The organism is Leuconostoc falkenbergense, assembly GCF_014634805.1.
GTDB lineage: Bacteria > Bacillota > Bacilli > Lactobacillales > Lactobacillaceae > Leuconostoc > Leuconostoc falkenbergense.
Genome location: NZ_BMBS01000009.1, coordinates 21390 through 36086, shown reverse-complemented (window position 1 = coordinate 36086; position 14697 = coordinate 21390). Strand labels below are relative to the sequence as shown.

28 protein-coding genes are annotated in these 14697 nt (G+C 41.7%); all 28 read left to right on the top strand.

From position 1 onward, the window contains the following. The first annotated feature begins 4 nt into the window (after nucleotides 1–4). The 28 genes from IEU71_RS03060 to rpsK all read left to right on the top strand — a co-directional run bounded on the left by IEU71_RS03060 (nucleotide 5) and on the right by rpsK (nucleotide 14657). Nucleotides 5–832 (top strand): ABC transporter permease, encoded by an 828-nt coding sequence (locus IEU71_RS03060; protein ID WP_004911291.1) that lies wholly within the window; start codon nucleotides 5–7, stop codon nucleotides 830–832. A 1-nt stretch (nucleotide 833) separates the two neighbouring features. Further along, entirely contained in the window at nucleotides 834–1913 is a 1080-nt protein-coding gene (locus tag IEU71_RS03055) for an ABC transporter substrate-binding protein (protein WP_004911287.1), read from the top strand. Nucleotides 1914–2166: 253 nt separating this feature from the next. After that, nucleotides 2167–2475: a 30S ribosomal protein S10 gene (gene rpsJ, locus IEU71_RS03050; RefSeq protein WP_002816040.1), complete on the top strand. Its 309-nt coding sequence runs from the start codon at nucleotides 2167–2169 to the stop codon at nucleotides 2473–2475. Between the two features lie 76 nt (nucleotides 2476–2551). Then, on the top strand, nucleotides 2552–3238 hold the full coding sequence (gene rplC, locus IEU71_RS03045; RefSeq protein WP_004911284.1) for a 50S ribosomal protein L3: 687 nt from the start codon (nucleotides 2552–2554) through the stop codon (nucleotides 3236–3238). A 32-nt stretch (nucleotides 3239–3270) separates the two neighbouring features. Then, entirely contained in the window at nucleotides 3271–3894 is a 624-nt protein-coding gene (rplD, locus tag IEU71_RS03040; RefSeq protein WP_004911281.1) for a 50S ribosomal protein L4, read from the top strand. Continuing rightward, entirely contained in the window at nucleotides 3894–4181 is a 288-nt protein-coding gene (gene rplW / locus IEU71_RS03035) for a 50S ribosomal protein L23 (RefSeq protein ID WP_004911278.1), read from the top strand. Before rplD ends, rplW begins: the two co-directional genes overlap by 1 nt. A gap of 22 nt (nucleotides 4182–4203) precedes the next feature. Beyond that, the gene (rplB, locus tag IEU71_RS03030; protein WP_004911273.1) at nucleotides 4204–5037 is read left to right on the top strand and encodes a 50S ribosomal protein L2; all 834 of its coding nucleotides are present in this window, start codon (nucleotides 4204–4206) and stop codon (nucleotides 5035–5037) included. Between the two features lie 17 nt (nucleotides 5038–5054). After that, entirely contained in the window at nucleotides 5055–5333 is a 279-nt protein-coding gene (gene rpsS / locus IEU71_RS03025; RefSeq protein ID WP_002816034.1) for a 30S ribosomal protein S19, read from the top strand. Between the two features lie 14 nt (nucleotides 5334–5347). After that, the gene (gene rplV, locus IEU71_RS03020) at nucleotides 5348–5704 is read left to right on the top strand and encodes a 50S ribosomal protein L22 (protein ID WP_004911267.1); all 357 of its coding nucleotides are present in this window, start codon (nucleotides 5348–5350) and stop codon (nucleotides 5702–5704) included. Beyond that, on the top strand, nucleotides 5704–6375 hold the full coding sequence (gene rpsC, locus IEU71_RS03015; protein WP_004911266.1) for a 30S ribosomal protein S3: 672 nt from the start codon (nucleotides 5704–5706) through the stop codon (nucleotides 6373–6375). Before rplV ends, rpsC begins: the two co-directional genes overlap by 1 nt. A 14-nt stretch (nucleotides 6376–6389) precedes the next feature. Then, nucleotides 6390–6803 (top strand): 50S ribosomal protein L16, encoded by a 414-nt coding sequence (gene rplP / locus IEU71_RS03010; protein WP_002816029.1) that lies wholly within the window; start codon nucleotides 6390–6392, stop codon nucleotides 6801–6803. Next, the gene (gene rpmC, locus IEU71_RS03005) at nucleotides 6803–7009 is read left to right on the top strand and encodes a 50S ribosomal protein L29 (protein ID WP_002816028.1); all 207 of its coding nucleotides are present in this window, start codon (nucleotides 6803–6805) and stop codon (nucleotides 7007–7009) included. Before rplP ends, rpmC begins: the two co-directional genes overlap by 1 nt. 22 nt (nucleotides 7010–7031) lie before the next feature. Continuing rightward, nucleotides 7032–7298 (top strand): 30S ribosomal protein S17, encoded by a 267-nt coding sequence (gene rpsQ, locus IEU71_RS03000; protein ID WP_004911259.1) that lies wholly within the window; start codon nucleotides 7032–7034, stop codon nucleotides 7296–7298. 48 nt (nucleotides 7299–7346) lie between these two features. Then, nucleotides 7347–7715: a 50S ribosomal protein L14 gene (gene rplN / locus IEU71_RS02995; RefSeq protein WP_004911257.1), complete on the top strand. Its 369-nt coding sequence runs from the start codon at nucleotides 7347–7349 to the stop codon at nucleotides 7713–7715. A gap of 23 nt (nucleotides 7716–7738) precedes the next feature. Further along, complete coding sequence (gene rplX, locus IEU71_RS02990) at nucleotides 7739–8047, top strand: 50S ribosomal protein L24 (protein ID WP_002816025.1); 309 nt, start codon at nucleotides 7739–7741, stop codon at nucleotides 8045–8047. Nucleotides 8048–8070: 23 nt separating this feature from the next. After that, nucleotides 8071–8613 (top strand): 50S ribosomal protein L5, encoded by a 543-nt coding sequence (gene rplE, locus IEU71_RS02985; RefSeq protein ID WP_004911253.1) that lies wholly within the window; start codon nucleotides 8071–8073, stop codon nucleotides 8611–8613. A 133-nt stretch (nucleotides 8614–8746) separates the two neighbouring features. Next, nucleotides 8747–9145, top strand: a complete 399-nt coding sequence (gene rpsH, locus IEU71_RS02980; RefSeq protein ID WP_004911251.1) for a 30S ribosomal protein S8 — start codon at nucleotides 8747–8749, stop codon at nucleotides 9143–9145. Nucleotides 9146–9169: 24 nt separating this feature from the next. Continuing rightward, complete coding sequence (gene rplF / locus IEU71_RS02975) at nucleotides 9170–9706, top strand: 50S ribosomal protein L6 (RefSeq protein ID WP_004911247.1); 537 nt, start codon at nucleotides 9170–9172, stop codon at nucleotides 9704–9706. A gap of 80 nt (nucleotides 9707–9786) precedes the next feature. Next, the gene (gene rplR / locus IEU71_RS02970) at nucleotides 9787–10140 is read left to right on the top strand and encodes a 50S ribosomal protein L18 (protein ID WP_004911242.1); all 354 of its coding nucleotides are present in this window, start codon (nucleotides 9787–9789) and stop codon (nucleotides 10138–10140) included. Between the two features lie 18 nt (nucleotides 10141–10158). After that, nucleotides 10159–10665, top strand: a complete 507-nt coding sequence (gene rpsE / locus IEU71_RS02965) for a 30S ribosomal protein S5 (protein ID WP_004911239.1) — start codon at nucleotides 10159–10161, stop codon at nucleotides 10663–10665. Nucleotides 10666–10676: 11 nt separating this feature from the next. Next, a complete protein-coding gene (rpmD, locus tag IEU71_RS02960; protein ID WP_004911238.1) occupies nucleotides 10677–10859 on the top strand; it encodes a 50S ribosomal protein L30 in 183 nt (60 codons plus the stop codon). Between the two features lie 29 nt (nucleotides 10860–10888). Further along, entirely contained in the window at nucleotides 10889–11323 is a 435-nt protein-coding gene (gene rplO, locus IEU71_RS02955) for a 50S ribosomal protein L15 (RefSeq protein ID WP_004911235.1), read from the top strand. Beyond that, nucleotides 11323–12657, top strand: a complete 1335-nt coding sequence (gene secY, locus IEU71_RS02950) for a preprotein translocase subunit SecY (protein ID WP_004911232.1) — start codon at nucleotides 11323–11325, stop codon at nucleotides 12655–12657. The genes rplO and secY overlap by 1 nt, the downstream gene beginning before the upstream one ends. After that, the gene (locus IEU71_RS02945) at nucleotides 12650–13213 is read left to right on the top strand and encodes an adenylate kinase (RefSeq protein WP_004911229.1); all 564 of its coding nucleotides are present in this window, start codon (nucleotides 12650–12652) and stop codon (nucleotides 13211–13213) included. Before secY ends, IEU71_RS02945 begins: the two co-directional genes overlap by 8 nt. Before the next feature lie 103 nt (nucleotides 13214–13316). Continuing rightward, nucleotides 13317–13532, top strand: coding sequence for a translation initiation factor IF-1 (gene infA, locus IEU71_RS02940; RefSeq protein WP_002816015.1), 216 nt, complete (start codon nucleotides 13317–13319; stop codon nucleotides 13530–13532). A gap of 45 nt (nucleotides 13533–13577) precedes the next feature. Next, on the top strand, nucleotides 13578–13697 hold the full coding sequence (gene rpmJ / locus IEU71_RS02935) for a 50S ribosomal protein L36 (RefSeq protein WP_002816013.1): 120 nt from the start codon (nucleotides 13578–13580) through the stop codon (nucleotides 13695–13697). Nucleotides 13698–13770: 73 nt separating this feature from the next. Then, a complete protein-coding gene (gene rpsM, locus IEU71_RS02930; RefSeq protein ID WP_002816010.1) occupies nucleotides 13771–14142 on the top strand; it encodes a 30S ribosomal protein S13 in 372 nt (123 codons plus the stop codon). A 128-nt stretch (nucleotides 14143–14270) separates the two neighbouring features. Continuing rightward, nucleotides 14271–14657 carry a 30S ribosomal protein S11 gene (gene rpsK, locus IEU71_RS02925; protein ID WP_004911226.1) on the top strand — a complete coding sequence of 129 codons (387 nt, stop codon included), beginning with the start codon at nucleotides 14271–14273 and terminating at the stop codon, nucleotides 14655–14657. Nucleotides 14658–14697 lie beyond the last annotated feature (40 nt).

Below are 14697 nucleotides of genomic sequence, written 5' to 3'. Positions count from 1 at the left end.
ATAAATGAAAAAAGCTTTTAAATGGTCAAATTTATATTTGTGGTTTGTTTTCATTTTGCTGTACTTACCAATTTTTTTCTTGATTATTTATTCATTTAATGCAGGTGATGTGATGCAAGGATGGGACGGATTTTCCTTGAAGCATTACGTTGAGTTGTTCGCAGATACGCGCATTATCGAGATAGTGGTTAATACTTTTTTAATCGCACTATTGTCTTCGCTTTTGGCTAGTATTTTGGGAACGGCTGGTGCGTTGTATATTTATGATCAGCGCAATCGGTTGATTAAAAATATTTTCTTATCATTAAACAATATTTTGTTGGTATCACCTGATGTTATTATTGGCGCTTCGTTTTTGATATTGTTTACAGTTGTCGGTTTTTCATTAGGATTTGCGTCAGTACTCCTGTCGCATATTGCTTTTAGTATTCCGATTGTTGTGTTGATGGTTTTGCCGAGACTCCAAGAAATGAATCAATCCTTAGTTGCTGCTGCTAAAGATTTAGGCGCTAATAACTGGCAAATGTTATCGCGCGTGATTTTACCCGTTATATCACCAGGTATTTTGGCTGGATTTTTTATGGCATTTACGTATTCTTTGGATGATTTTGCGGTGACATTTTTCGTAACTGGTAATGGGTTTTCGACGTTATCTGTTGAAATATATTCTCGGGCCCGTCAGGGGGTTAGCTTGGAAATTAATGCCTTGTCGGCAATGATGTTTATTGTATCGCTCGTACTTGTCTTACTATATTACGTTATTTCAACGCGCTCATCTAAAAATAAAAAACGTGGTACGCGACTGGTAACACCGGCTACGGAGGGTTTATAGCATGAAAAAGTTATTGAGTAGTGTCGTTGCCATTTTAATTGTTGTTGCTGTTTTGTTCGGTGCACAGCGTTATTTGGCTGCCAAAACTGGTAGTGGTGAGGGCGGTTCTAAAGTTTTGAATCTGTATAACTGGGGAGATTATATTGATCCAGCTCTACTTAAAAAGTTTACTAAAGAGACAGGTTACAAAGTCAGTTACGAAACTTTTGATTCCAATGAAGCCATGTTTACGAAGGTTAAACAGGGTGGGACATCCTATGATTTAGCTGTGCCGTCGGAATATATGATTGAGAAAATGAAGGCTGCAAATTTATTGTTGCCACTGGATCATCGGACATTGACAGAATTAAAAAATTACGACAGTCGATTCCTGAACCAATCTTTTGATAGACACAACAAATACTCTGTCCCATACTTTTGGGGAACTTTAGGTATTATCTACAATGATAAATACGTAAAGGCCAGTGATGTCCAACATTGGGATGATTTATGGTCGTCAAAGTTTAAAAATCAAGTCATGTTAATTGACTCGGCACGTGATGTATTAGGTTTTACATTGATTACACAAGGGAAGTCTGTAAATGATAAGTCAACAGCTGATTTGGCGGCAGCTCAAGGCAAACTAACAACTTTGATGCCAAATGTTAAAGCCATTATTGCTGACGAAATCAAAATGTATATTGCACAAGACGAAGCGTCAATTGCCGTAACATATTCTGGAGAGGCGTCCGAAGCAATGGTAAACAATAAACACTTGCATTATGTTGTGCCGAGCGAGGGTTCAAATCTTTGGTTTGATAATATTGTTATGCCCAAAACTGCTAAACATAAAGCGGCTGCCTATGCTTTCTTAAATTTCATTAGTGAGCCAAAAAACGCGGCCCAAAATGCCGAATATATTGGTTATGCAACGCCAAACAAAAAGGCATTAGCACTATTACCTAAGAGTATTCGTGAGGACAAACAGTTTTATCCAGACGCCAAAACTGTGAGTCACTTGCAAGTATATTCAGACTTAGGACAAAAATGGACAGAAAAATATAATGATGCCTTTTTGGAATTTAAAATGACACAAAGATGAGTAAAAAGAATTGTTGAAAATATCGCACAAAACCCTTGCAATGCAGGGGTTTTTCTGTTATTATATTTAAGTACGCTTTTGGAACAGTAGTCATATAAACCTGACGAAAGCCTGGTGTATCAATGTTTAGCGATGATGATTAAGGTTGCGACACGCGCGGCCGCGTTGCCATGGGCGCGCAAAACACAAGCAGTGTTGTCGGTTTTTAATCGGAGTTAGCTGATTTACAAAATCAACGAGGAGGCACGAAATAATGGCACAAAAGAAGATCCGTATCCGTTTGAAGGCATACGAACACCGCATCTTAGACCAATCAGCAGAAAAAATTGTTGAGACAGCTAAGCGTACGGGCGCAGAAATTGCTGGTCCTATCCCATTGCCAACTGAACGTACATTGTATACAATTCTACGTTCACCACATAAGCACAAGGATAGCCGTGAGCAATTTGAAATGCGCACGCACAAGCGTTTGATCGACATTGTGAACCCTACTGACAAGACAGTCGACGCATTGCGTAAGCTTGAATTGCCATCAGGTGTTGCGATCGAAATCAAGTTGTAATCTTAAACGGATATAACTTCGCGTCTCAACTTAGAGACAAAAAATAAGTCAAGCAAAATAATTAAGGAGATTAGTCATGACTAAAGGTATCTTAGGCCGCAAAGTCGGTATGACTCAGGTTTTCACAGAATCTGGCGAATTGATCGCAGTTACCGTAGTTGAAGCAACACCAAACGTCGTTTTGCAAGTAAAAAATGCAGAAACAGACGGTTATAGTGCTATTCAACTCGGTTACCAAGACAAACGTGCAGTTTTGTCAAACAAACCTGAACAAGGTCACGCTTCAAAAGCAAACACGACCCCTAAGCGCTACGTTCGTGAAGTCCGCGACGCGGAAGGCGAATTTAACGCAGGGGATGAAATCAAAGTGGATACATTCCAAGCAGGGGAATACGTCGACGTAACGGGCATCACAAAAGGGCATGGCTTCCAAGGCTCAATTAAGCGTCTTGGTCAGTCTCGTGGACCTATGGCCCACGGCTCACGTTATCACCGCCGTCCTGGTTCAATGGGTGCGATTATTAACCGCGTCTTCAAGGGTAAGCTCTTGCCAGGTCGTATGGGTAACAACAAGCGCACAATGCAAAATGTTGCTATTGTACACGTTGATGTTGAAAATAACCTCTTGCTATTGAAGGGAAATGTTCCCGGCGCCAACAAGTCACTTTTGACAATCAAATCAACTGTTAAAGTTAATGCAAAGCATCCTGAAATCAAAATAGCTGGTGTATCTGCACCTGTCGCTGATTCAGAAGAAGCTTAATCTAAACTATATAGAAAGGAGAACAATCAATCATGACTAAAGTTGCTGTATTAAAGCAAGATGGTAGTCAAGCTGCTGAAATTGAATTGAATGATGCAGTTTTCGCCATCGAACCTAACAACGCCGTTATTACAGATGCAGTATTGATGCAACGTGCATCATTACGTCAGGGTACACATGCTGTCAAGAACCGCTCTGCTGTTTCTGGTGGTGGTCGTAAGCCTTGGAAGCAAAAGGGTACTGGTCGTGCACGTGCTGGTTCAATTCGTGAACCTCAGTTCCGTGGCGGTGGTATTGTTTTTGGTCCTACACCTCGTTCATACGCTTACCGTATCAACCGTAAAGCCTATCAATTGGCTTTGAAGTCAGTATTATCACAAAAAGTTGCTGATAATAAGTTGGTTGTTGTTGATGCTTTGTCATTTGAAGCACCAAAGACGCAAGACTTTAAAAAGGTTTTGGCTAACTTGTCAGCTGACACAAAGACATTAGTAGTTGTTGATGAAGACAATGAAAACGCGATCTTGTCAGCACGTAACTTGGCTAATGTTCAAGTTATGACAACAAAGGGTATCAACGTACTTGACGTTGTTAATGCAGATAAGCTGGTGATTGTTCAATCATCAATCGAAGAAATCCAAGGAGGTCTTGCCTAATGGATGCACGCGATATTATCCGTCGCCCTATCATCACCGAAGCTTCAATGGCGCAAACAGAACGTAAGCGTTATGTCTTCGAAGTAGATACTCGCGCAAAAAAGCCTGAAATCAAGAAAGCTATCGAAGAAATTTTTGATGTTAAAGTTTCAGGTCTCAACACAGCAAACGTTCGTGGTAAGCTTAAGCGCCAAGGCCGTTATGTTGGTTATACACGTAAGTTAAAAAAGGCAACTGTAACGTTGTCAAAAGATTCAAAAGATATTCAAATCTTTAACGAAGGTTAATTCTAAATAGGAGGATAAGACATTGGCTATCAAGAAATATAAGCCAACCTCTAACGGACGTCGTAATATGACGACTTCAGATTTTGCTGAAATCACTAAGACAACGCCCGAGAAGAGTTTGTTGGCTAAAAAGTCAAAGACTGGTGCACGTAATGCATCAGGTCGCATGACAGTTCGCCACCACGCTGGTGGACATAAGCAGGCCTACCGTATCGTAGACTTTAAGCGTATTAAAGATGACAAGACAGCTACTGTTAAGGCTATCGAGTACGATCCAAACCGCACAGCTAACGTTGCTTTGTTGGTATATGAAGATGGTATTAAGTCATACATCTTGGCGCCAAAGGGATTGAAGGTTGGCGATAAAGTTCAATCTGGTCCTGATGCCGACATTAAGCCCGGCAATGCCTTGCCATTGAGTGCTATTCCTGAAGGTACTTTGATTCACAATATCGAATTGAAGCCTGGTAAGGGTGGCCAATTGGCTCGTTCAGCGGGTACATCAGCACAAATTTTGGGACGTGATGGTAAGTACATCATTGTTCGATTGACTTCAGGAGAAGTACGTTTGGTCTTAGCTACTAACCGCGCCACAATTGGTGAAGTTGGTAACGCCGAACATTCATTGATTAACTGGGGTAAAGCTGGTCGTAACCGTTGGCGTGGAAAGCGTCCACACGTTCGTGGATCAGTTATGAACCCTAACGATCACCCACACGGTGGTGGTGAAGGTAAAGCACCAGTTGGTCGTCCAAGTCCTATGTCACCATGGGGTAAGAAGACTGCCGGTAAGAAGACTCGCGATAAGAAGAAAGCTTCAACAAAGTTCATCGTTCGCGGTCGCAAGAGTAAGTAAGGGAAAGGAGACAACTAATGGCTCGTAGTTTAAAAAAGGGACCATTTGCGGACCCACACTTGCTTAAGAAGATTGAAGCGCAAGTTGATTCTGAAAAGAAATCAGTGATCAAAACTTGGTCACGTCGTTCAACAATCTTCCCAAGCTTCATCGGCTTTACAATTGCCGTTTATGATGGTCGCAAGCACGTTCCAGTATATGTGCAAGAAGATATGGTCGGTCACAAGTTAGGTGAATTCGTACCAACTCGTACGTTCAAGGGACACAAGAACGACGATAAAAAGACTGGTAAATAAGGAGGAAGTGAAAAATGGCTGAACAAGTTACATCAGCTCGCGCGACTGCTAAGATCGTTCGCGTTGCCCCACGTAAGGCACGCTTAGTTCTTGACACTATTCGCCGTAAGAGCGTTAACGAAGCATACGCAATTTTGAAGTTCCTACCTAATACTTCTACTGAAGATATTTACAAGGTTTTGAACTCAGCAGTTGCTAATGCTGAAAATAACTTCTCACTAGACAGAGAAGATCTTATTGTGAAGGAAGCCTTCGCGAACGAAGGACCAACGCTAAAGCGTTTCCGTCCACGTGCCAAAGGTTCTGCTTCACCTATCAACAAGCGTACAAGCCACATTACAATTGTGGTTGCTGAGAAGGAGGCAAAGTAATGGGTCAAAAGATTAACCCTACTGGGTTCCGTGTTGGCGTTATTCGCGACTGGGACGCAAAGTGGTTTGCTGACAAGGCTGATTATGCTAACCAACTTCACGAAGACTTGCGTATTCGTAAGTATATCGAAAAGAATTTAGCTGATGCCTCAGTTGATCGCATTGAAATTGAACGTAGCACTAAGTCACGTGTTGACGTTTCAATCCACACTGCCAAGCCTGGAATGGTAATTGGTAAGGGTGGTTCAGAAGTTGAAAAGCTTCGTACTCAATTGGCAAAATTGACAGATAAAGATGAAAAGGGTCGTTCAAAGCGCGTTTTCATTAACATCGTTGAAATCAAGAAGCCTGATTTGAGTGCACATTTGGTTGGACAACAAATTGCTGGTGATTTGGAACGCCGTGTTGCTTTCCGTCGCGCAATGCGTGGTGCCATCCAACGTGCTACTCGTGCCGGTGCAAAGGGTATCAAAGTTATGGTTTCAGGTCGTTTGAACGGTGCAGATATTGCCCGTATTGAACAATATACTGAAGGCACTGTTCCTTTGCATACTTTACGTGCAGACATTGACTACTCATGGGATGAAGCAATGACTGCTTATGGTAACTTGGGTATTAAGACTTGGATTTACCGTGGTGATGTTTTGCCACAAAAGAAAAACAGTAAGTAAGGAGGGAAGCAAACATGTTAGTACCAAAGCGTGTTAAATTCCGTCGTGTACACCGTGGTCACATGCGTGGCGAAGCTAAAGGTGGCAAGACGGTGACATTTGGTGACTTTGGCTTGCAAGCAACAACATCAAGCTGGATCACTAACCGTCAAATTGAAGCTGCTCGTATTGCAATGACACGTTATATGAAGCGTGGTGGTAAGGTTTGGATTAAAATCTTCCCTCACAAGTCATATACATCAAAAGGTGTTGGTGTTCGAATGGGTAATGGTAAGGGTGCTCCCGAAGGATGGGTTGAACCTGTTAAGCGTGGCAAGGTAATGTTTGAAGTGGCAGGTGTTCCTGAAGCAACTGCACGTGAAGCATTGCGTTTGGCACAACATAAGTTGCCTGTACGTACGAAGATTATTGCTCGGGAGGCTGAATAATGGCTAAAGCAAGTGAATTGAAAGAATTGTCACTTGCGGATTTGCAAAAGCGCGAAGCCGAATTCAAGGAAGAATTGTTCAACCTTCGTTTCCAATTGGCTACTGGTCAGTTGGAAAACACGGCGCGTATCGCACAAGTTCGTAAGGACATTGCACGAGTTAAGACAGTTATTCGTGCACAAGAATTGGCAAACGCCAACAAATAAGACGAAAGGAAGAAGCTGAAAAATGAGTGAAGAACGTAATACTCGTAAAGTTTATCAAGGACGCGTTGTTTCAGATAAGATGGACAAGACAATTACTGTCGCTGTTGATACTTATTTAACACACGCCGTCTACGGTAAGCGTGTCAAGTACACAAAGAAGTTCAAGGCCCATGATGAAAACAATAGTGCCAAGCAGGGCGATATTGTTCAAATCATGGAAACACGTCCTTTGTCTGCAACTAAGCACTTCCGTTTGGTTAAGATCGTTGAAGAGGCTGTTATTCTTTAATGTTCGACCCAAAACGTCGTAATTAATTGCTAACAAGGAGGAAGAACCATGATTCAACAAGAGAGTCGTTTAAAAGTGGCTGATAACTCTGGCGCACGTGAAATCTTGACGATTAAAGTGCTCGGTGGTTCAGGCCGTAAGTTTGCAGGTGTTGGCGACATGATCGTTGCAACAGTTAAGCAAGCTATCCCTGGTGGTAACGTAAAGAAGGGTGACGTCGTTAAGGCTGTTATCGTTCGTACTGTATCTGACGTTCGTCGTGCAGATGGCTCATACATTAATTTTGATGAAAATGCCGCTGTTATCGTGAAGGACGACAAATCACCAGTTGGTACGCGTATTTTTGGTCCAGTTGCACGTGAATTACGTGACAACGACTACATGCGTATTGTTTCATTGGCACCAGAAGTGCTCTAATACTGACAAGGAGGAGCCAAATCATGTTTGTAAAAACAGGTGATAAGGTTCGCGTCATTGCCGGCAAAGACAAGGGAAAAGAAGGCACAATCACTAAGACTGTTGCTGGAAAAGATCGCGTCGTTGTCGAAGGCGTGAACATCGTTAAGAAGCATCAAAAGCCTTCTAACGAATATCCACAAGGTGGTGTTATCGATATCGAAGCACCTATCCATGTTTCTAACGTGCAATTGCTTGACCCTTCAACTAACGAACCAACGCGCGTTGGATTCAAAGTGGAAGATGGCAAGAAAGTTCGCGTATCTAAAAAGTCTGGTAACGTACTAGGCTAATATCGAAAGGTGAAATCATTTTCATGGCTAACGCTTTAAAAGAAAAATATGTTAATGAAGTTCAACCTGCTTTGATCGAAAAGTTTAACTTCAAATCATCAATGCAAGCCCCAAAGATTGACAAGATCGTCTTGAACATGGGTGTTGGTGATGCAGTTTCAAACTCAAAGAACTTGGATGAAGCGGTTGAAGAATTGAAGTTGATTGCTGGTCAACAACCAGTTATCACAAAGGCAAAGAAGTCAATCGCTGGTTTCCGTTTGCGTGAAGGTATGTCAATCGGAACTAAGGTAACACTACGTGGTGAACGTATGTATGACTTCTTAGACAAGTTGATCAACATTTCATTGCCTCGTGTTCGTGATTTCCGTGGTGTATCATCAAAGGCTTTTGATGGCCGTGGTAACTACACTTTGGGCATTCGTGAACAATTGATTTTCCCAGAAATCGATTTTGACAAGGTTAACCGTGTTCGCGGATTGGACATTGTTATTGTTACAACTGCTCAAAACGACGAAGAAGGTCGTGAGTTGTTAACACAATTGGGAATGCCATTTACTAAGTAATTAGTGAATAAAAATGTTGTTACTCTAAATGAGTGACGCGTTTTTAACTGTTATCGACTAAAATAGTCTATAATAGTTAAGAGCGTGTCATTTTGCATGATTACGTTCAAAATTTAAAGGAGGATATCGATAGATGTCTATGACTGATCCAATTGCTGATTTATTGACACGCATTCGTAACGCCAATTTGGCGCATCACGAAGTTGTGGAAATTCCAGCATCAAAAATTAAAAAGAGTATCGCTGAAATCTTGAAATCAGAAGGTTTCATCCGCGATGTGGAGTATATTGATGATAACAAGCAAGGTGTTATCCGTGTATTTCTCAAGTACGGAGAAGACCGTAATCGTGTGATTACTGGTATTAAGCGTATCTCAAAGCCTGGTTTGCGTAAGTATGCCAAGGCTGAAGACTTGCCAAAAGTTTTGAATGGTTTGGGAATTGCTATTATCTCAACTTCTGCCGGTGTGATTACTGACAAAGAAGCTCGTTCAAAGCAAGTTGGTGGCGAAGTGCTCGCCTACGTTTGGTAATATATCTAAGAAAGGAGACTTACCATGAGCCGTATTGGAAATAAAACAATCACATTGCCTGCTGATGTGACTGTATCTCAAGAAGGTGCAGTTGTCACAGTTAAAGGGCCTAAGGGTGAATTGTCACGTGAAATCGTTTCAGCAATCACGATGAATGTTGAAGGAACTGAAGTTTCTTTCACACGTGAAAGTGACGACAACAAGACTAAAGCTTTGCATGGTACTACACGTGCCAACGTTGCAAACATGGTCGAAGGTGTATCTGAAGGTTTCACAAAAACATTGAAGCTTGTTGGTGTTGGTTACCGTGCCGCAAAGTCAGGTTCAAAGTTGACTTTGAGTGTTGGTTATTCTCACCCAGTTGTCTTTGAAGATCGTGAAGCGTTAACTGTTGAAGTACCAGATGCTTTGACAATTAAAATTTCAGGTATTTCAAAACAAAAAGTCGGCGATTTAGCAGCTGAAATTCGTGCCGTTCGTTCACCAGAACCTTATAAAGGTAAAGGTATTCGTTACGAAGGTGAAGTTGTTCGTCGTAAGGAAGGTAAGACTGGTAAGTAAGTATTTACTGCTAGTAGTACAAGTTCTGTTAAAAAAATATTTTAAAATGGCATAAGCCATAAGAAAAGGAAAGCACAGCTATGATTTCAAAACCAGATAAGAATAAGCTTCGCGTAAAGCGCCACAAGCGTGTACGTGGAAAAATCTCTGGTACTGCTGCTCGCCCACGTTTGAACGTTTTCCGTTCTAATGCAAACATCTACGCTCAATTAATTGATGACGTAGCGGGTGTAACGCTAGCAAGTGCCTCAAGTCATGATGCCGAAGTAACGGGATCAAAGACTGAACAAGCAGTTAAAGTTGGTGAATTGATCGCCGCACGTGGTAAAGCCGCAAAGGTTGAAGAAGTTGTCTTTGATCGTGGTGGTTACGTTTATCATGGACGTGTTCAAGCACTAGCAGAATCAGCCCGTGAAAACGGTTTGAAGTTCTAAGGAAGGAGGAATATTAAAATGGTTGAATTCGTTAATCCTAAGTCACTTGGTGAATTAGAAGAGAACGTGGTTGCTATTAACCGTGTCACAAAGGTTGTTAAGGGTGGTCGTCGCTTGCGTTTTGCAGCGTTGGTTGTCGTTGGTGACAAGCAAGGACACGTTGGTTTTGGTACTGGTAAAGCACAAGAAGTTCCTGAAGCTATCCGCAAGGCTATTGAAGATGCTAAGCGTAAGTTGATCACTGTGCCAACAGTTGCTACAACTATTCCTCATGAAGTCCTTGGCGAATGGGGCGGTGGTAAGATTTTGGTCAAGCCAGCCGAAGAAGGATCTGGTGTTGCTGCCGGTGGTGCCGCACGTTCTGTTATGGAACTTGCAGGTATTGCTGATGTGACTGCTAAGTCACTTGGTTCATCAACACCAGTTAACGTTATTCGTGCAACTTTCGATGCGCTAACAAGCTTGAAAGATGCCGAAGAAGTTGCTAAGTTGCGTGGTGTTTCTTTGGAACACTTAGCTGAATAAGGAGCGATAAAATGGCAGATTTGAAAATCACTTTGATTAAGAGTGCGGTTCATCGCTTACCTAAGCAACGCGCGATTGTTAAGTCTCTTGGACTTGGCCGCGTATCTAGTTCAGTGGTGAAGCCTGATAACGAAGCTACACGTGGTGCAATTTTCCATATTGCTCACTTAGTTAACGTTGAAGAAGTTAAGTAATTACACATTAAAATAGGAGGTACCGAAAGATGAATTTGAACGAATTACAACCAGCTGCTGGTTCACGTCACGTGCGTAACCGTGTTGGTCGTGGTACATCATCTGGAAACGGTAAGACATCCGGACGTGGTCAAAAGGGTCAAAAGGCTCGTGGAAAAGTGCGTTTGGGTTTTGAAGGTGGTCAAATGCCTTTGTACCGTCGTATTCCAAAACGTGGATTTACTAACATTTCACGTAAGGAATTTGCAGTTGTTAACTTAGATAAGTTAAACAGCTTTGATGATGGCACAGAAATTACACCAGCGCTTTTGATTGAAAACGGTATTGTTAAAAATCAAAAGTCAGGTATTAAGATTTTGGCTGTAGGTCAACTTGAAAAGAAGTTGACTGTGAAGGCACATAAGTTTTCAGCAGCAGCTGTTGCTGCTATTGAACAAGCCGGTGGGTCAACTGAGGTACTTTAATGCTTAGCACGTTATTTAATGCAGTACGTGAAAAAGACATACGCAAAAAGCTGGGATGGACATTTTTGATTTTGTTTGTATACAGAATTGGAACACACATCACTGTGCCAGGGGTTAACCCTGCTGCTATGTCTGATATGGCCAACTCAGGATTGATGAACATTTTGAACATCTTTTCTGGTGGCGGCTTGATGAATTACTCATTGTTTGCTATGGGTGTTTCACCATACGTGACGGCACAAATTGTTGTGCAACTTTTGCAATTAGATATCGTGCCTCGCTTTGTCGAATGGAGTAAGCAAGGTGAAGTTGGTCGGCGAAAGTTGAACAACGCCACACGTTGGTTGACACTTGTGCTTGCTTTTGTTCAATCCGTAGGTATTACAGCAGGATTTAATTCACTGTCTTCTTATGGATTAGTTAGTCAAACAAATAACGTGATGTCTTTTATTGTGATCGGTTCGGTCATGACAATTGGAACGTTTTTTGCGATGTGGCTGGGTGAGATGATCACTGAAAAAGGTCTTGGAAACGGTGTTTCTATGATTATTTTTGCAGGTATTATCGCACAAGCACCAGAAGGTTTGTATGAAATTTTCAAAGAAAATATTTTACAAGCTGGTAATGGTGAGCTGTTAAATGGTTGGGTGTTCATGATTGTGTTGTTAGTAGCAATGATTTTGGTTGTTGCGTTTACAACTTGGTCATATGAAGGAACCCGCCGTTTGCAAATGCAGTACACACGTTCGGCTACTTCGTATGGTAGTGAAGCGTATTTACCTTTGAAAGTCAATGTTTCAGGTGTTATTCCTGTCATCTTTGCCTCATCATTTATTAGCACGCCGCAAACAGTGTTGTTGGCCTTTCAGGATAAATATGCTTCTGCTCAATGGTATCAAGTTATGCAACAAATATTTAGCATGACAACATTACCAGGGGCGATACTTTACACTGTATTAATTGTTATTTTCACTTATTTTTACGCATTTGTTCAAGTTAACCCTGAAAAGTTAGCTGAAAACTTACAGAAACAAGGGGCTTACATTGTTGGTGTGCGTCCTGGTGATCAAACGAAAGCTTTTGTCTCAAAACTCCTATTAAATCTGAGCTTTGTCGGCTCAATTTTCTTAGGTGTTGTTGCATTAGTACCATTGATCGCATCGGATGTGTGGGGATTGAACGAAAAAATCGGTTTAGGTGGCACAAGCCTGTTGATTTCAATAGGTGTTGCCTTGGACTTAATTCGTCAAATCGATGGTTTAATGCAGAAAAAAAATTATGTTGGCTTTATTACAAAAGATCAATTAGCAGCTCGGGAGGCAATCAATGGCTAAGAATTTGATTTTATTGGGATTACCTGGTGCCGGAAAAGGTACACAGGCAGACTTCATCGTGAAGGACTATCCTGTGGTTCACATTAGTACTGGAGATATTTTCCGTGCTAATTTGGCCAACAACACAGAATTAGGTCAAAAAGCTCGTGAGTTCATGGATGCTGGTGACTTAGTTCCCGATGAAATTACTAACGCTATGGTTGCTGACCGTTTAAATCAAAGTGATGTTGAAGCCGGCTTTATGCTTGACGGATATCCTCGTAATGAAGCACAGGCTGAATTTTTGGATAGCTATCTGTCTAATAACAATAAGTCTGTTTCTGCAACATTATACTTTGAAGTTTCCGACTCATTATTGCGTCAACGTCTTTTGGGACGCGGACGCGCAGATGATACGCCCGAGGTAATTGATAACCGCTTAGCCGTTAATAAAGCGGCTAACTTGCCTTTGGTAGATTATTACCAACGTGCTGGTGTTTTGCACACCATCGATGGCGGTCGCCAACTTGCTGACGTGTATCGTGATGTTAAGGAAGTTTTAGATAATTTGGATTAATTATCTAAAATGTCATTGAGAAATACCATTATTTCTGGTATAATTTGATAGGTTAAGCACTTATCAACAATGTAGAACATGATAAGCACAGGAGGTTGAGTGCGTGGCCAATGATGTCATTGAAATTGAAGGTAAAGTGAAAGAAACTTTACCAAATGCGATGTTCCAAGTAGAACTCGAAAATGGTGCTGTGATTTTGGCACATGTTTCTGGAAAAATTCGTAAGAATTTTATCAGAATATTGCCGGGTGATCGCGTCACTGTTGAAATGTCACCATACGACTTAACTAAGGGTCGTATTACTTATCGTTTCCGATAAGGAAAGATTTGGAATAATCAGTTAACCGAATAGGAGGAATAGATTATGAAAGTACGCCCATCAGTTAAAAAGATGTGTGATGCTTGCCGCGTTATCAAGCGCAATGGTCGCACAATGATCATCTGCTCTGCTAACCCAAAGCATAAGCAACGCGCTGGTAAGTAATTACCACGCATTAATTATTGATTGAATAAGGACATAATTGTCGTTTTCAAAATACTAAAGGAGGTAAATTGTTATGGCTCGTATTGCAGGTATTGATTTGCCACGTGACAAGCGAATTGTCATTGGCTTAACATACATCTACGGAATCGGTAATACTACTGCACAAAAGGTTTTGGCTGAAGCTGGTGTGTCTGAAGACGTTCGCGTTCGCGATTTGACATCAGACCAAGAAGACGCTATCCGTGCAACAGTTGACAAGTTGAACTTGCAACTTGAAGGTGACTTGCGTCGTAAGGTATCACTTGATATCAAATCGTTGCAAGAAATCGCTTCGTACCGTGGCATTCGTCATCGTAAGGGCTTGCCAGTTCGTGGACAAAACACGAAAAACAACGCTCGTACACGTAAAGGCCCAGCTAAAGCAATTGCTGGTAAGAAAAAGTAATTCACTTTTTCTGGTTGTATCCTCATCGATACGGCACATGATTATCGCAACCATAGTTGCGTAATGTTGGTTAATATATTTGTTAACCCGAGAAATTATATATAAAGTATTGAAAAGGAGGCAAACAAATGGCAGGTCGTACAACGCGTAAGCGTCGTGTAAAGAAGAATATTGAATCTGGTGTGGCTCACATCCATTCAACATTCAACAACACCATCGTCATGATTACAGATGTTCAAGGTAACGCAGTTGCTTGGTCATCTGCTGGTGCACTTGGCTTCAAAGGAAGTCGTAAGTCGACACCGTTCGCTGCACAAATGGCAGCAGAAGCTGCAGCAAAAGGTGCCATGGAAATGAACATGCGCACAGTTGCAGTAACTGTTAAAGGCCCAGGTTCTGGTCGTGAATCAGCAATCCGTGCTTTGGCAGCAGCGGGCTTGGAAGTAACATCTATTAAAGATGTGACACCAGTTCCCCACAACGGATCACGCCCACCAAAGCGTCGTCGTGTTTAATTGAATTTCATTGCTCTTGCTGTGAAAGAAGGGGTAAGAA

What these genes read in the sequence shown, in the direction of transcription:
- IEU71_RS03060 (WP_004911291.1), top strand. Translation starts at nt 5, where the DNA reads ATGAAAAAAGCTTTTAAATGGTCAAATTTATATTTGTGGTTTGTTTTC.
- IEU71_RS03055 (WP_004911287.1), top strand. Translation starts at nt 834, where the DNA reads ATGAAAAAGTTATTGAGTAGTGTCGTTGCCATTTTAATTGTTGTTGCT.
- rpsJ (WP_002816040.1), top strand. Translation starts at nt 2,167, where the DNA reads ATGGCACAAAAGAAGATCCGTATCCGTTTGAAGGCATACGAACACCGC.
- rplC (WP_004911284.1), top strand. Translation starts at nt 2,552, where the DNA reads ATGACTAAAGGTATCTTAGGCCGCAAAGTCGGTATGACTCAGGTTTTC.
- rplD (WP_004911281.1), top strand. Translation starts at nt 3,271, where the DNA reads ATGACTAAAGTTGCTGTATTAAAGCAAGATGGTAGTCAAGCTGCTGAA.
- rplW (WP_004911278.1), top strand. Translation starts at nt 3,894, where the DNA reads ATGGATGCACGCGATATTATCCGTCGCCCTATCATCACCGAAGCTTCA.
- rpsS (WP_002816034.1), top strand. Translation starts at nt 5,055, where the DNA reads ATGGCTCGTAGTTTAAAAAAGGGACCATTTGCGGACCCACACTTGCTT.
- rplV (WP_004911267.1), top strand. Translation starts at nt 5,348, where the DNA reads ATGGCTGAACAAGTTACATCAGCTCGCGCGACTGCTAAGATCGTTCGC.
- rpsC (WP_004911266.1), top strand. Translation starts at nt 5,704, where the DNA reads ATGGGTCAAAAGATTAACCCTACTGGGTTCCGTGTTGGCGTTATTCGC.
- rplP (WP_002816029.1), top strand. Translation starts at nt 6,390, where the DNA reads ATGTTAGTACCAAAGCGTGTTAAATTCCGTCGTGTACACCGTGGTCAC.
- rpmC (WP_002816028.1), top strand. Translation starts at nt 6,803, where the DNA reads ATGGCTAAAGCAAGTGAATTGAAAGAATTGTCACTTGCGGATTTGCAA.
- rpsQ (WP_004911259.1), top strand. Translation starts at nt 7,032, where the DNA reads ATGAGTGAAGAACGTAATACTCGTAAAGTTTATCAAGGACGCGTTGTT.
- rplN (WP_004911257.1), top strand. Translation starts at nt 7,347, where the DNA reads ATGATTCAACAAGAGAGTCGTTTAAAAGTGGCTGATAACTCTGGCGCA.
- rplX (WP_002816025.1), top strand. Translation starts at nt 7,739, where the DNA reads ATGTTTGTAAAAACAGGTGATAAGGTTCGCGTCATTGCCGGCAAAGAC.
- rplE (WP_004911253.1), top strand. Translation starts at nt 8,071, where the DNA reads ATGGCTAACGCTTTAAAAGAAAAATATGTTAATGAAGTTCAACCTGCT.
- rpsH (WP_004911251.1), top strand. Translation starts at nt 8,747, where the DNA reads ATGTCTATGACTGATCCAATTGCTGATTTATTGACACGCATTCGTAAC.
- rplF (WP_004911247.1), top strand. Translation starts at nt 9,170, where the DNA reads ATGAGCCGTATTGGAAATAAAACAATCACATTGCCTGCTGATGTGACT.
- rplR (WP_004911242.1), top strand. Translation starts at nt 9,787, where the DNA reads ATGATTTCAAAACCAGATAAGAATAAGCTTCGCGTAAAGCGCCACAAG.
- rpsE (WP_004911239.1), top strand. Translation starts at nt 10,159, where the DNA reads ATGGTTGAATTCGTTAATCCTAAGTCACTTGGTGAATTAGAAGAGAAC.
- rpmD (WP_004911238.1), top strand. Translation starts at nt 10,677, where the DNA reads ATGGCAGATTTGAAAATCACTTTGATTAAGAGTGCGGTTCATCGCTTA.
- rplO (WP_004911235.1), top strand. Translation starts at nt 10,889, where the DNA reads ATGAATTTGAACGAATTACAACCAGCTGCTGGTTCACGTCACGTGCGT.
- secY (WP_004911232.1), top strand. Translation starts at nt 11,323, where the DNA reads ATGCTTAGCACGTTATTTAATGCAGTACGTGAAAAAGACATACGCAAA.
- IEU71_RS02945 (WP_004911229.1), top strand. Translation starts at nt 12,650, where the DNA reads ATGGCTAAGAATTTGATTTTATTGGGATTACCTGGTGCCGGAAAAGGT.
- rpmJ (WP_002816013.1), top strand. Translation starts at nt 13,578, where the DNA reads ATGAAAGTACGCCCATCAGTTAAAAAGATGTGTGATGCTTGCCGCGTT.
- rpsM (WP_002816010.1), top strand. Translation starts at nt 13,771, where the DNA reads ATGGCTCGTATTGCAGGTATTGATTTGCCACGTGACAAGCGAATTGTC.
- rpsK (WP_004911226.1), top strand. Translation starts at nt 14,271, where the DNA reads ATGGCAGGTCGTACAACGCGTAAGCGTCGTGTAAAGAAGAATATTGAA.